This window comes from Glutamicibacter protophormiae, assembly GCF_014647495.1.
Classification (GTDB): Bacteria; Actinomycetota; Actinomycetes; order Actinomycetales; family Micrococcaceae; genus Glutamicibacter; species Glutamicibacter protophormiae.
Map to the genome: position 1 here is coordinate 54,588 of NZ_BMPH01000009.1, position 13,361 is coordinate 67,948.

Below are 13,361 nucleotides of genomic sequence, written 5' to 3' on the forward strand. Positions count from 1 at the left end.
CAGAGTGGCGGATGCCGTGTTTTAGGCCATTTCCTTTTGTTCTCACCGGCAGGTTCCCCTGACGATGGAAATTAAACCGTCCCGGAAATCATGCCGCTAATTTACTAGCGGGAGCTTGTCAGAGTGTTTGTGTAAGCCCCTAGTCACGTCCGTTATTCAGGGCTTCGTAACACTCACTTCAAATACGGCTCGATGCGCTCCGGATAGGCTATGGCCAGCTGCTGCAACGCCTGCTTCCAGCCATTCGTCCCGGCCCCTTCCACCAGATGCGACCCGGCGCCGGCCCGTGGGGTGCGGCCCTTCTTCTGCGCATCCTTGAACCGCTCCCTGGCCCGCTTGTCCTCGATATTGCAGATCGCCAGCCACAGCATCTTCACCGCCGCCGCATCGGAGGGGAAGTGGCCCCGGGATTTGGTGACCTTGCGCAGCTGGTAGTTCATCGACTCAATCGCATTCGTCGTGTAAATGACCTTGCGCAGCTCGGGGCCGAACTCCAGGAACGGGGTGAAGCGTTCCCACGCGTTGCGCCACGTGGCCACCGCCGACGGATACTTCTTCCCCAATGCGGACGCTTCGAAATCATCCAACGCCTTCGCGGCTGATTCGATGCTCGGAGCCGTGTAGATGCTCTTCAACTGGGCGCTGACCGCTTTTGCGGTCACCGTAGGAGACGAACCGGTTCGCCGCTCGGATCAGGTGCACCACGCAGGTCTGCACGGTCGCCCGCGCCCACGTTGCCTCGATCGCCTCCGGGAAACCAGTGAGCCCGTCGCAGCAGGCAATCAGGACGTCTTTCACGCCGCGGTTGGCCAGCTGCGCGCAGACCTGGGCCCAGAATTTCGCACCCTCGTTCTCCGTGACCCACAGTCCCAGCACGTGCTTGACGCCTTCCACGGTCACGCCGATGGCCATATGCGCGGCCTTGTTCCGCACCTGGTGGCCGTCGCGGACCTTGACCACCAGCGCATCCAAGTAAAGGATCGGGTAGAACTCTTCGAGCGGACGTTCCTGCCAGGCGGCGACTTCGTCGAGCACTTCGTCGGTGATCTTGGAGATCGTGTCGTGGGACAGCTGGGTGCCGATGGTGGTTTCCAGGTGGTAGGCGATATCCCGCACCGTCATGCCGCCGGCGTAGAGGGAGATGATCATTTCGTCCAGGCCGCCGGTGCGGCGTGAGCCTTTGGGCACCAGGGTCGGGGCGAAGGTTCCGGCCCGGTCCCGGGGGATCTGCAGGTCGATATCCCCGGCCACCGTGGACACGGTCTTCGGGTAGGAGCCGTTGCGGGAGTTCGGCAGGAACCGGCCGTGGGCCTCGCCTTGCTCGTAGCCCAGGTGGCTGCTCAGCTCGGATTTCAGGCCGCGTTCGAGGCCGGCACGGATGATCTGTTGGATAAACCCGTCTTTGCCGTCGAGCTGGATTTCTCCGCGGTCGATGAATCCCATGAGTTCGTCGAAGGCCCCGGAGTCCTTGACGGCGTCCATGGAGCCGAGGGCTGCGATCTTCTCGGCGATGTCGGAGGCGTTTTCCATGCTCTGTTCGGTCTGGTCTTTCTGGATGGTCATATCGTGTTTTTCCTAGTCTCTTTCTATCAATTGACTAGGGGTCTTACACAATCAGCCTGACAGGCTCACTAGCGGCAACATCGGATAACGCGCCGTTGACTTCAGAATAATAGAGTTCCTCGAATTCCGCCGGACTCCGATAGCCCAGACCTTCTGGACTCGGCCCTTCAAGCCACTGGAACCACCCAACGCCGCGTCAGGCTCCTGCCAGCCCGCACGATGATCTACTTCATCCTGGCCCTGATCCTCTACCCGCACGCCAGTTACACCGAGGTGTTCACCAAACTGACCCAGCACACCGGGCTGCTGCTGTTGCGCGCCACCTCACCGGCCCTGGCCCAAGCCAGGATCGGCCTGGACGTCAAGCCCCTGCGCTGGCTGTTCGGCCAGCTGCGCGGTCCCGAGCAAACCCTGCACGCCCCAGCGTTCTTCGGCCGATACAGGGCCTGCGCCATCGACGGGACGATCCTGCCCCTGCCCGACACCCCTAAAATCCTGGCCAAGTACCACAAGCAGGCCGGCAATCACGGCGGCACCGGCTACCCCCAGGCCCGCCTGCTCGCCCTGGTCGACTGCGCCACCCGCAGCATCAGCGACGCGGTTTTCGGCCCCACCAGCATTGGGGAAACCACTTACGCACCCCAACTGGTGCCCAGCATGCGCCCGGACATGCTGATCCTCGCAGACCGGAATTTCGCCTCCGCTAAGCTCCTGCACGAAATCGCCGCCCAGGGGGTCGGATTCCTGGTCCGGGTGAAAAACGGGCGGAACCTGCCGGTGCACCAGATCCTCACGGACGGCTCCTACTACAGCACCCTGGCCGGGGTGCCGGTACGGGTGCTCAATGCTCGGATCACCCTGCATACCGACCGTGAGGAGAAGACCTAAACCTACCGTCTGGTCACCAATCTGCACCACCCGGCCCAAGGTACCGCCGAGCAACTGATCGAGCTGTATCACCAGCGGTGGGAAATCGAAACGACGTTCCAGGAAATCAGAGCCACCTTGCTCAAGTCACGGGTGCTGCGTTCTCGGAGCGTGGCCTTGGTAGAGCAGGAAATCTATGCGCTGCTGATCGTGCATCAGTTGCTGCGCAACATGATGGCCGAAGCTACCAACACGCTGCTGCTTGGCCCGTCAGCAGCCGTCGCTGCCCAGATGGTGCCCCGGCTTACCGGTGCCGGGCACGGTGGAGCAACACTCCTGGGCCAGCATCCGGGCTGGTTGAGGCGGGCTGGCCCGATTGGTGCCCGTGTGCTGGCTGCGTTGCAGCCGGCACGGCGGCTGCGCACCAGTTCGCGGACAGTGAAGCGTTCGAACTCCAACTATCAGGCGCGGGCGGGCAATCCGCGCACGCCCACCCGGCCGGCGACACTGCGCGTCGAGATGCTGGGGGCGGAGTACTGGTTGACACCCCCGGCTAAACCTTAACTTACTGGCATTGCCGCTAGACCCCCGTTCGGCACACTCCGGAGCAAAACAGGCCGGGACCGCCCTTCCATCTGGAAGTGCGGTCCCGGCCTGTTGCCAGTGATGGAGCTAGTTCTTGAGGTACTCGTCGTGCTGGCGGTGGGCTTCGATGATCTCGTTGCGGATCTTGTCGATGTCCTTGACCTTGTCGCGGTACTTCTTCTCCATGGTCTTCACGTAGGACTCTTCTTCCAGCAGTTCGGTATAGATGCGCTCGCGCTCTGCCTGGTCTGCGGTGTAGGAGAGATCCGTGTAGTTGTTCGCATGGCGGCGCAGGTTGGCGACGGCGGTCTGCGCCTTGCCGGCCTTGCTGAACAGGGACGCCAGAACAGTGAAGACCAGGACGCCGATGATGACGCTCAGCGACAGGCCGGTGGTGATCTCGATGACCGGCACGTGTTCGCCGTCGTTGATGAACGACAGGTTGTTCTCGTGCAGCGCGTGCAGGATCAGCTTTACGCCGATGAATGCAAGGATCGCGGCCAGGCCGTAGGACAGGTAGATCAGTCGATCCAGCAGGCCGTCAAGCAGGAAGTACAGCTGGCGCAGGCCCATCAGGGAGAACGCGGTCGCGGTGAACACGATGAAGACGTTCTGGGTCAGTCCGAAGATCGCAGGAATCGAGTCCAGGGCGAAGAGGATGTCGGTACCGCCGATGGCCACCATGACCAGCAGCATCGGGGTCAGGACCTTTTTGCCGTCGATCTTGGTGAACAGCTTGTCGCCGTCATACTTGTCGGTGGTGTGGAAAAGCTTCTTGGCCAGTCGGATGATGAAGTTGTTGGCCTCGTCGGACTCTTCGTCCTTCTTGAGCAGGTTGCCCGCGGTCAGCAGGAGGATCAGGCCGAAGATGTAGAAGACCCAGGCGAACTGGTTGATCAGCGCGGCGCCGACGAAGATGAAGGCGGTTCGGGCAATGAGCGAGAAGACGATGCCGAAGAGCAATACCTTCTGCTGGTCTTCGCGTGGCACCTTGAAACTGGCCATGATGATCAGGAAGACGAACAGGTTGTCGACCGAGAGGGCCTTCTCGGTGATATAGCCGGCGAAGTACTCCGCGCCCATGTCCACGCCGCCGAAGATGAAAACGACGATGCCGAAGACCAGTGCGAGGCCGACGTAGATGCTCGACCAGATTGCCGCCTCACGCAGCGACGGAACGTGCGCCTTGCGGATATGGAAGAAGTAGTCGAATGCCAGAAGTGCGAGGATCACGGCAATCGTGATGCCCCAGATTAAAGGAGAAACTCCCATGGGGATTCCTGCTTTCGTAAGTTGGGTACAAGCCATCGAGGTAAGTCTCTTCGCCAACCGAAATCGGTCGGCCGCAGAACCCGGCAAGACTCCCGTGTCTTACGTACTGACGGATCAAACGCTTGTGAATACTCCCTTACGTGAAGTCCACTCTATCGTGCGTTCCACCCTCAGGGAAAGCTCGCAGGCGTTGGCGGCGCTGACCGGCGGCAATCTATCGGCGGGAGGTCCTCCTTGGGATTCGGCCTAGCTCGATGTGTTGCGCGCAGCCAGAACCTGCTCGCGCAGGATGTCGGCATGCCCACAGTGCTGGGCCAGTTCGCGCAGCATATGCAACTGGATCCACCGCAGGGGAAGCGGTCCTCGCTTGTTTCCGGGGAAAACCGTCTCTCCGGTCCTTCCTTCCAAGATCTGATGGGTATGCGCTATTTCTTCGCGGTACTCGGCGATGACGCTGCTGATGGTGTCCTCGACGTCGAGCTTGAAGGATTCATCGGGATTCGGTGCGATGCCCAAGGTCTCGCGGGAGTTTCCCGTGGGCGCCTCCCGGAACCAGACCTGCTCGACGAACGTTCCGTGCTTGACCAGCCCCAGCAGGGTGGTGCGCGAGGGAACCAGCTGCCTGCGGGCCTCCTCCTCGGTCAGACCGTCGAGGCAGCCGATCAGCATCTGGCGATGCTGGTCGATGAAGACCTTCACCTGCTCATCGTGTTCGGCGAATAAATGCTCTGGTGAATTGGGGTTTGCCATGGCTCCATTGTCGGTGCCGGGCTCCGGTGAAAACAAGGAAAAACTTTTTTGAAATAGTTCGACGGAAACGGAATAACCCCTGACAAAACAGAGTTGAGTTAAGTACACTCAAGTTTAACGGTTCGCCCTCATATCGAAAGGAAGCGCGTGGACACCAAACTCACTACCAAGAGCCAAGAGGCACTATCGGCCTCCGGAATGAATGCATCCACCGCAGGCAATCCGCAGATTGAACCTGCACACCTGCTCAAGGCGTTGCTGGACCAGCGCGACTCGGTCGCGGTGGCCCTGCTGAAGACTGCAGGATTGGATGTCGACGCGCTTTCGGTGAAGGCCAGCTCGCTCATCAAGGCACTGCCTTCCAGCTCCGGGTCCTCTGTGGCCCAGGCCCAGTTCTCCCGCCAGCTGCTCCAGGTCGTGAACAATGCCCAGGAGGCCGCCACGGAGATGGGGGACACCTACGTGTCCACCGAGCACCTGCTGATCGCGCTGACCAGCGACCAGACCAAGACCGGCGAGGCACTGCGCGAGCTGGGCGCCACCCGCGACCTGCTGGTCGGCACCCTGCCCACCATTCGTGGAGACCGCAAGGTCGACAACCCCAACCCCGAGGCCACCTTCCAGTCGCTGGAGAAGTTCGGCACCGACATGACCGCCCTGGCCCGCTCCGGCAAGCTGGATCCGGTGATCGGCCGCGACCGCGAAATCCGCCGTGTGGTCCAGGTGCTCTCGCGCCGTACCAAAAACAACCCGGTGCTGATCGGCGAGCCGGGTGTCGGCAAGACCGCAGTGGTCGAGGGGCTGGCCCAGCGCATGATCGCCGGCGACGTTCCGGAATCCCTGCGCGGCAAGACGCTGATCTCCCTTGACTTGGGCGCCATGGTCGCCGGCGCCAAGTACCGCGGTGAGTTCGAAGAGCGCTTGAAGGCGGTGCTGGAGGAGATCAAGGCCTCGGATGGCCAGATCGTCACCTTCATCGACGAGATCCACACCGTGGTCGGCGCCGGCGCTTCGGAAGGCGCCATGGACGCCGGCAACATGCTCAAGCCGATGCTGGCCCGTGGCGAGCTGCGCCTGATCGGCGCCACCACCCTGGACGAGTACCGCGAGAACATCGAGAAGGACCCGGCCCTGGAACGCCGCTTCGCCCAGGTGTATGTGGGGGAGCCGAGCGTGGATGACACCATCGCCATCCTGCGCGGGCTGAAGGAGCGCTACGAAGCGCACCACAAGGTGTCCATCGCGGACTCCGCGCTGGTTGCCGCCGCGGCGCTGTCCAATCGGTACATTTCCGGGCGCCAACTGCCGGACAAGGCCATCGACCTGGTCGACGAGGCAGCCAGCCGGCTGCGCATGGAAATCGACTCCGCGCCGGAGGAGATCGACGAGCTGCGCCGCGAGGTCGACCGCCTGACCATGGAGGAGCTGGCGCTGAGCGACGAGACCGATCCCGCATCGGTGGAACGCCTCGATGCCCTGCGCAAGGACATGGCCGACAAGAAGGAGAAGCTCGATGCACTGAACTCGCAGTGGGAAGCGGAGAAGGCCGGGCTGAACCGCGTCGGCGACCTGAAGGTCAAGCTGGATGAACTGCGTTCGGAGGCGGAGAAGTACCAGCGCGAAGGCGACCTGGAGAAGGCCTCGCGTCTGCTCTACGGAGAGATCCCGACCCTTCAGCAGGAGCTGGAAGCCGCCGCGGCGGCCGAGGAGCACGGGGCTAAGGCGCACACCATGGTGGCCGACCAGGTCACCGCGGATGATATCGCCGAGGTGATCTCCGCCTGGACCGGCATCCCGGCCGGACGCATGCTGCAGGGCGAGAGCCAGAAGCTGCTGGACATGGAGCAGATCATCGGGCAGCGCCTGATGGGCCAGAAGCAGGCCGTGGCGGCGGTGTCGGATGCGGTGCGGCGCACCCGGGCCGGCATCGCGGACCCGAACCGCCCGACCGGTTCCTTCCTGTTCCTCGGCCCCACCGGCGTGGGCAAGACGGAGCTGGCCAAGTCCCTGGCCGATTTCCTCTTCGACGACCCGCGCGCCATGGTCCGCATCGACATGTCCGAGTACTCGGAGAAGCACTCCGTCTCGCGACTGGTCGGCGCCCCTCCAGGCTACGTCGGCTACGAAGAGGGCGGGCAGCTCACCGAAGCGGTACGCCGCCGGCCGTACTCCGTGATCCTGCTCGATGAAGTCGAGAAGGCTCATCCTGAAGTCTTCGACATCCTGCTCCAGGTGCTCGATGACGGGCGGCTGACCGACGGACAGGGGCGCACGGTGGACTTCAGGAACACCATCCTGATCCTGACCTCCAACCTGGGCTCCCAGTTCCTGGTGGATCAGACCCTGGACGCCGAAGCCAAGAAGGCCGCGGTGATGAACGTGGTCAACGCGTCGTTCAAGCCGGAGTTCCTGAATCGCTTGGACGAGGTCATCATGTTCGACCCGCTGAGCATCGACGAGCTGGGCAATATCGTCAAGCTGCAGATCGACCAGCTCTCCGAACGACTGTCCGAACGCCGTCTGACCCTCGAAGTGGATCCGGCCGCCAGCGAATGGCTCGCCCTGACCGGGTACGACCCGGCCTTCGGCGCCCGCCCGCTGCGCCGCCTGGTGCAGCGCGAGATCGGCGACCGGCTGGCCAAGGAGATCCTAGCCGGCGAGGTCCAGGACGGGGATACCGTCTCGGTCACGCTGGATGCGGGCAACGACCGGCTGGCTGTGGGACGCGCCAACGGCTAACCTCCACGGGCCGTGAGCAAAAGGAATGCGGTGTGAAGACTTTCAGGTCCTCACACCGCATTCCTGCTACCCGGGGCCGGCGCAGCAGCGCCGGCGCCTGTCTCAGGCGTTGTCTTTCGATGGGCTCGGGGTTGGGCTTCCTGCATCATCCGAGGCCGGAAGCAGGGAACTGCGCACGTTGCCGTCGGTCAAGCTCAGGAAGCAGGACACCACCCGGTCGCCCTTGTCCCAGGTAGCCTTCGACGGACGGGAGAAATGATAGGTCCAGGTCGAGTCGATCCCCGCGCTCGGGTCCAGCGACACCGACTTGCACAGGTCTTCGGACTGGGTCAGCAGCTGGTCCGCTCCGGGATATGGGGCCTCGGGAGCGCCTTCAAGTTCGAAGCTGCCGATCAGCTGTGCGTTGTGGGAGGAATCGCAGGTGACTACGGTCTGCGGATCCAGCGGCGTGGTGAAGCCGCGCAGGCAGTCTCCGAGCAACAGCTGCTCCGGCGGCATGTTCTCGGCGATGACCCCGTCTAATCCGGGGGCCTCATTGCGCTGCACGTTGTTCGCCTGTGGCGAAGGCGGCGGATCAATGATTCTGAGCACAACGAAAACCACGGCGGCCGCCAAGGCGATGACCGCGGCGGCCAGCAGGAACCACTGCCCGATCTGACGCTTGGGTTTCTCCGGTTCCGGGCGCAACGGAGGCAGTGCGGCCTGCGGCTCCGGGAGGTTCTTATCCACCACCTGATGGGCTCCTTCGTCAGCGGATCGGGCGAGAACGGCAACTACTCATAAAATAGTCGTTGGACTAATCGCCAGTCTAGCGGGTCTGGCCGGTGTTGCGTTCAGCGCTCGCCGTGGAATCGTGTTAACCTTTAATTACGAAAGAACTGATCACATATTCGGGGGCCTCCATCTATTAGGTGGACCACCTCCCGACTCTACTGAAAAGAGGGGGTCACGCCATGGGGCGCGGCCGTCAAAAGGCTAAAGCACAGCGTCAAGCGCGAGACATTAAGTACTACTCGCCCTCGACGGACCTTTCGGCACTCCAACGCGAGTTGGGTGTGCCCTCCGATCCTCATGCTCGGGACACTGAGCGTAATGATTCATCGTATGACGACGATTATTCGGATTACGACGAGTTGACTAAGAAGTATTCGGGAGAAGACGAAGACGACTAAGGTCGTCGACGTTTACCGGGATTCTTTTTGCTCGGGGTGCCACACCTGTGCAGTAAGTGGTACAGCTCTTTAATACATTTTTACGATAAGCCGCAGCGAATAAGCTAAATTAGCTTTGAGGTCGCTGCGGCCTTTGTCGTACCCGGAACCTTGAAAGGTCGATTATGAGCACGCCCGAGGAACTTTCGATCCAGATGGCGCACCACTCGGCGATCCGATCCATGCAGCGCATCGTGGAGCAACAGGCCGAGGCGTCTGCGGAGGGCGAAGCCCGGGACGGGGTGCAGTCGATGCTGGATCAGGGCAAGGTCCTGGTCGTCACCGGGGCCGGCGTTTCCACGGATTCGGGCATCCCCGACTACCGGGGCCCCAACGGCTCGCTGCAACGCCACCGCCCGATGACCTTCCAGGAGTTCCGCTACCGCCCCCAGGCCCGCCAGCGCTACTGGGCGCGAGGCTATGTGGGCTGGCGGCACATGGGAAATGCCGAACCCAATAACATCCACCGGCGCCTGGTCCAGTGGGAACGCGAGGGGCGGATCAACGGGATCATCACCCAGAACGTCGACGGGCTGCACCAGCAGGCCGGATCCCGGCGCGTGATCCCGGTGCACGGCGACCTGTCGATCGTGCGTTGCCTGGACTGCGGCCATGCCGAAGACCGGCGGCACTTCGACGCGCGGCTGCAGGCGGCCAACGAAGGGTATCTGGAATCGGTGGAAATCGATCCCGAGGCGGTCAACCCGGACGGGGACGTGGAGCTGCCGCAGTACCTGGTGGAACAGTTCAACATGGTCGCCTGCGAAAACTGCGGGTCGCTGGTGCTCAAACCCGATGTCGTGTACTTCGGCGAGAGCGTCCCGCCCGCCCGCAAGGAGGCCATGGCGCAGCTGCAGGCCGAGTCCACCTCGTTGCTGGTGCTCGGCTCCTCGCTGGCGGTGATGAGCGGCTACCGCATCCTGCTTGATTTCGTGAAGCTGGAGCTGCCTGTCGCATTGATCACCAACGGGCACGTCCGTGGCGAGCAGAAGGCCACTTGGCGCTGGCGGGTGCCGTTGGAACGCGCGATGGCGCAGCTGCTCTAGCCGACGGCTGCATCAGAGTGCGCGCCAAGGCCCACGCTGCTGCGGCTGTACGCGAGCCCACATCGAGCGTGGCGAAGATATTGCTCAAGTGCCGTGGCACGGTTTTCACGCTCAGGCCGCGGGTGCTGCTGGAGTTCGTGTCCTGCTTCTGAGCCGTGAATCTGCGGTCCGTCAGGGCGGCTCACGGGGTGTTGACGCATTGTGCTCCGCTGCGCGGCGTTCGCCCCGCGTCGGGCAGATCAGCTCTTTGCCTGGGCCGGGCGGGTGCGGAAATCCCCAGGCCCGTCAGGGGCTTCGGCTCGGTACCTGACCTGTGCACCTGCGAAGGCCTGAAGGACGAGACGGTCGTTCCGGACGCGCCTTCGGGATCCCGCCGCTCACAACTGGCGGAGCCGCCGGTGAGATCCGCGGCCGGCGGCCCTGCGCCGGGAACGCAAAACCCCCGGGACACCAGCCTGTCGGCCGGCATCCCGGGGGTGAGCTTTGGAAGACTACTTGGCGTAGCTGCCGGTCAGCAGCACCGCGCCGCCGTCCACGCCCTTGGCGCCCTGGACGAAGTCCAGACCCGCGGCGGAAGCGGATGGATCGAGCACATCGACCTCGCCCATGACCCAGGCGCCCATGCCTGCGGCGTTGAGCAGTTCCACCGCGCGGTCGGCCACGGCCGGATCCACGACGGCGACCATGCCCACACCCAGGTTCAAGGTGCGCTCCAGGTCGGCCTGCGGCACGTTGCCCAGCTGCGCGATGGTGGAGAAGACCGCCGGCAGCGACCAGGTCGAGCGGTTCACGCGGGCCATCAGGCCCTGCGGCAGCACGCGGGCCAGGTTGGCCGCCAGGCCGCCGCCGGTGACGTGGCTGAAGCCGTGCACTCCGAAGTTCTCCCCGTCGTTCAGGGCGTCGACCAGATCCAGGCAGGCGCTGGTGTAGATGCGGGTCGGAACCAGCAGCTCCTCGCCCAGGGTGCGGCCGAACTCGGCGACCTCGCGGTCAAGCTCCCACTTGGCGTGGGCGATGACGCGGCGCACCAGCGAGTAGCCGTTGGAGTGGATGCCGGAGGAAGTCATGCCGATGACCACGTCGCCGGCCTTCACGCGCCCCGGGCCCAGCAGCTGGTCGGCCTCGATGACGCCGGTGGCGGCGCCGGCCACGTCGTACTCGTCCTCGGCCAGCAGTCCCGGGTGCTCGGCGGTTTCGCCGCCCACCAGCGCGGTGCCGGCCAGCTTGCAGCCCTCGGCGATGCCGCGCACGATGTCAGCGATGCGCTCCGGGACGACCTTGCCGGTGGCGATGTAGTCGGTCATGAACAGCGGCTTTGCGCCGACCACCACGATGTCGTCGACGACCATGCCGACCAGGTCCTGGCCGATGGTGTCGTGGATGTCCAGCTTCTGGGCGATGGCGACCTTGGTGCCCACGCCGTCGGTGGAGGTGGCCAGGTAGGGCTTCTTGTAGCCGGTGAGGAAGGAGACATCGAAGAGTCCTGCGAAGCCGCCGACGCCGCCGACAACGCCGGGGGTGTGGGTCGCCTTGATCGCGCCCTTCATCAGCTCGACCGCGCGGTCGCCGGCTTCGACGTCTACACCTGCACCGGCATAGGTGATGGACGTGGGCTGATCTTGCGTGCCGCTCATGGCAGAGGGTTCCTTTTCTGTCGTGGACACCGTAGCTGTGCTCCGGTGCGCTTGCAACGAGGTGGGTTGCGGGGGTACTCGGGCGTGGGCTAGAGGGTTGCTTCGAGCTCGGAGTCCGGGCCCGGTTCGCAGCCGGCCTGGTTGGCCGCTTCCAGCAGGTTCTTGCCGCGGCGCTCGGTCGAGGGCAGCTCGATCGGATAGTCGCCGGTGAAGCAGGCGGTGCACAGGCGCTCGCGCGGCTGGCGGGTGGCCTCGATCATGCCGTCTTCGGAGATGTAGGCCAGCGAGTCCGCGCCGATCGACTTGCCGATTTCCTCCACGGCGGCGCCGTTGGCGATCAGCTCCGCGCGGGTGGCGAAGTCGATGCCGTAGAAGCAGGGCCACTTCACCGGAGGGGAGGAGATCTTCACGTGCACCTCGGCGGCGCCGGCTTCGCGCAGCATGCGCACCACGGCGCGCTGGGTGTTGCCGCGGACGATCGAGTCGTCGACCACGACCACGCGCTTGCCGCGCAGCACGGTCTCCAGGGCGTTGAGCTTGAGCTTGATGCCCAGCTGGCGCAGGGTCTGCGAGGGCTGGATGAAGGTGCGGCCCACATAGGCGTTCTTCACGAAGCCGTGGGTGAACGGGATGCCGGATTCCTCGGCGTAGCCGATGGCCGCCGGGGTGCCGGATTCCGGCACCGGGATCACGATGTCCGCGTCGGCGGAGTTCTCGCGGGCCAGCTGGCGGCCCATTTCCACGCGGGATTCGTACACCGAACGGCCGGCGATGGTGGCGTCCGGGCGGGCCAGATAGACGTATTCGAAGACGCAGCCCTTGGGGGTCGCCTCCGCGAAGCGGGTGGAGCGCACGCCGTTCGCGTCGATGGCGATCAGCTCGCCCGGCTCGATCTCGCGGATGAAGGAGGCGCCGACGGTGGCCAGCGCAGGCTGCTCGGAGGCGACAACCCAGCCGCGGTCCAGGCGGCCGAGCACCAGCGGGCGGATGCCGTGCGGATCGCGGGCGGCGTAGAGGGTGTCCTCGTCCATGAAGACGAAGCAGAAGGCGCCTTCGATCTTCGGCAGCAGCTCCAGCGCGGTGTCCTCGAGGCTCTGGCCTTCGGAACCGGCCAGCAGCGCGGTGACCAGCGCGGTGTCGGTGGTGTTGCCCTGGGCGAGTTCGCCGCGGACCTTGCCGCCTTCGGCGAGCTGCTTGATGCGGACCATTTCGGCCAGGTCTGCGGAGTTGGTCAGGTTGCCGTTGTGGGCCAGGGCCACGGTGCCCGTGGTGGTCGGGCCCAGGGTCGGCTGCGCGTTGGCCCAGTGGCTGGAACCGGTGGTGGAGTAACGGCAGTGGCCGATGGCCAGCTGGCCGGTCATGGAGTTCAGGGTGTTCTCGTCGAAGACCTGGGAAACCAGACCCATGTCCTTGTAGACGTTGATGCGTGCGCCATCGGAGGTTGCAATGCCAGCGGATTCCTGGCCTCGGTGCTGCAGTGCATATAGACCGTAATAGGTCAGCTTCGCGACTTCTTCGCCCGGAGCCCAGACACCGAAGACGCCGCATTCATCCTGCGGCCCCTTCTCGCCCGGAAGGAGGTCGTGATTTAGAAATCCATCGCCACGCGCCATGTAATTATTCTCTCATGTTTCTCAGAGGTCGACACCGACCAAATATGTGGTGGGTGGCGGCCAGGTGCGCGGCCGCCTGCC

The 13,361-nt window shown here is 64.0% G+C and carries 8 protein-coding genes and 2 pseudogenes; 4 read left to right on the plus strand and 6 right to left on the minus strand.

Annotated elements, in window-relative coordinates:
* Positions 1–173: 173 nt before the first annotated feature.
* Positions 174–1,563, minus strand: a pseudogene (locus tag IEY43_RS11420) (IS256 family transposase).
* A gap of 153 nt (positions 1,564–1,716) precedes the next feature.
* On the opposite strand from IEY43_RS11420, the pseudogene IEY43_RS18430 reads away from it, so the two are divergent.
* Positions 1,717–2,994 (plus strand): annotated as a pseudogene (locus IEY43_RS18430) (IS4 family transposase).
* A gap of 108 nt (positions 2,995–3,102) precedes the next feature.
* Here the strand turns inward: IEY43_RS18430 and IEY43_RS11435 are convergent.
* Both IEY43_RS11435 and IEY43_RS11440 read right to left on the minus strand, forming a co-directional pair.
* Positions 3,103–4,287, minus strand: a complete 1,185-nt coding sequence (locus IEY43_RS11435) for a TerC family protein (RefSeq protein WP_188948726.1) — start codon at positions 4,285–4,287, stop codon at positions 3,103–3,105.
* A gap of 246 nt (positions 4,288–4,533) precedes the next feature.
* Positions 4,534–5,037, minus strand: coding sequence for a DinB family protein (locus IEY43_RS11440; protein WP_188948727.1), 504 nt, complete (start codon positions 5,035–5,037; stop codon positions 4,534–4,536).
* A gap of 147 nt (positions 5,038–5,184) precedes the next feature.
* Here IEY43_RS11440 and clpB point away from each other — a divergent pair, with 147 nt between their 5' ends.
* Positions 5,185–7,776, plus strand: coding sequence for an ATP-dependent chaperone ClpB (clpB, locus tag IEY43_RS11445; protein ID WP_188948728.1), 2,592 nt, complete (start codon positions 5,185–5,187; stop codon positions 7,774–7,776).
* A gap of 102 nt (positions 7,777–7,878) precedes the next feature.
* On the opposite strand, the gene IEY43_RS11450 is transcribed toward clpB, so the two are convergent.
* Complete coding sequence (locus IEY43_RS11450) at positions 7,879–8,505, minus strand: septum formation family protein (protein ID WP_188948729.1); 627 nt, start codon at positions 8,503–8,505, stop codon at positions 7,879–7,881.
* A gap of 224 nt (positions 8,506–8,729) precedes the next feature.
* Between IEY43_RS11450 and IEY43_RS11455 the strand changes: the two genes are divergently transcribed.
* Complete coding sequence (locus tag IEY43_RS11455; protein ID WP_188948730.1) at positions 8,730–8,948, plus strand: DUF3073 family protein; 219 nt, start codon at positions 8,730–8,732, stop codon at positions 8,946–8,948.
* A gap of 164 nt (positions 8,949–9,112) precedes the next feature.
* Positions 9,113–10,033 (plus strand): Sir2 family NAD-dependent protein deacetylase, encoded by a 921-nt coding sequence (locus IEY43_RS11460; protein ID WP_229777373.1) that lies wholly within the window; start codon positions 9,113–9,115, stop codon positions 10,031–10,033.
* Between the two features lie 491 nt (positions 10,034–10,524).
* On the opposite strand, the gene purM is transcribed toward IEY43_RS11460, so the two are convergent.
* Both purM and purF read right to left on the minus strand, forming a co-directional pair.
* A complete protein-coding gene (purM, locus tag IEY43_RS11465; protein ID WP_188948731.1) occupies positions 10,525–11,667 on the minus strand; it encodes a phosphoribosylformylglycinamidine cyclo-ligase in 1,143 nt (380 codons plus the stop codon).
* A gap of 89 nt (positions 11,668–11,756) precedes the next feature.
* Positions 11,757–13,280 carry an amidophosphoribosyltransferase gene (gene purF / locus IEY43_RS11470; protein WP_188948732.1) on the minus strand — a complete coding sequence of 508 codons (1,524 nt, stop codon included), beginning with the start codon at positions 13,278–13,280 and terminating at the stop codon, positions 11,757–11,759.
* Positions 13,281–13,361: the final 81 nt, after the last annotated feature.

Coding starts and splice junctions, on each gene's coding strand:
- IEY43_RS11435 (WP_188948726.1), bottom strand. CDS start 4,287: ATGGGAGTTTCTCCTTTAATCTGGGGCATCACGATTGCCGTGATCCTC.
- IEY43_RS11440 (WP_188948727.1), bottom strand. CDS start 5,037: ATGGCAAACCCCAATTCACCAGAGCATTTATTCGCCGAACACGATGAG.
- IEY43_RS11455 (WP_188948730.1), top strand. CDS start 8,730: ATGGGGCGCGGCCGTCAAAAGGCTAAAGCACAGCGTCAAGCGCGAGAC.
- IEY43_RS11460 (WP_229777373.1), top strand. CDS start 9,113: ATGAGCACGCCCGAGGAACTTTCGATCCAGATGGCGCACCACTCGGCG.
- purM (WP_188948731.1), bottom strand. CDS start 11,667: ATGAGCGGCACGCAAGATCAGCCCACGTCCATCACCTATGCCGGTGCA.
- purF (WP_188948732.1), bottom strand. CDS start 13,280: ATGGCGCGTGGCGATGGATTTCTAAATCACGACCTCCTTCCGGGCGAG.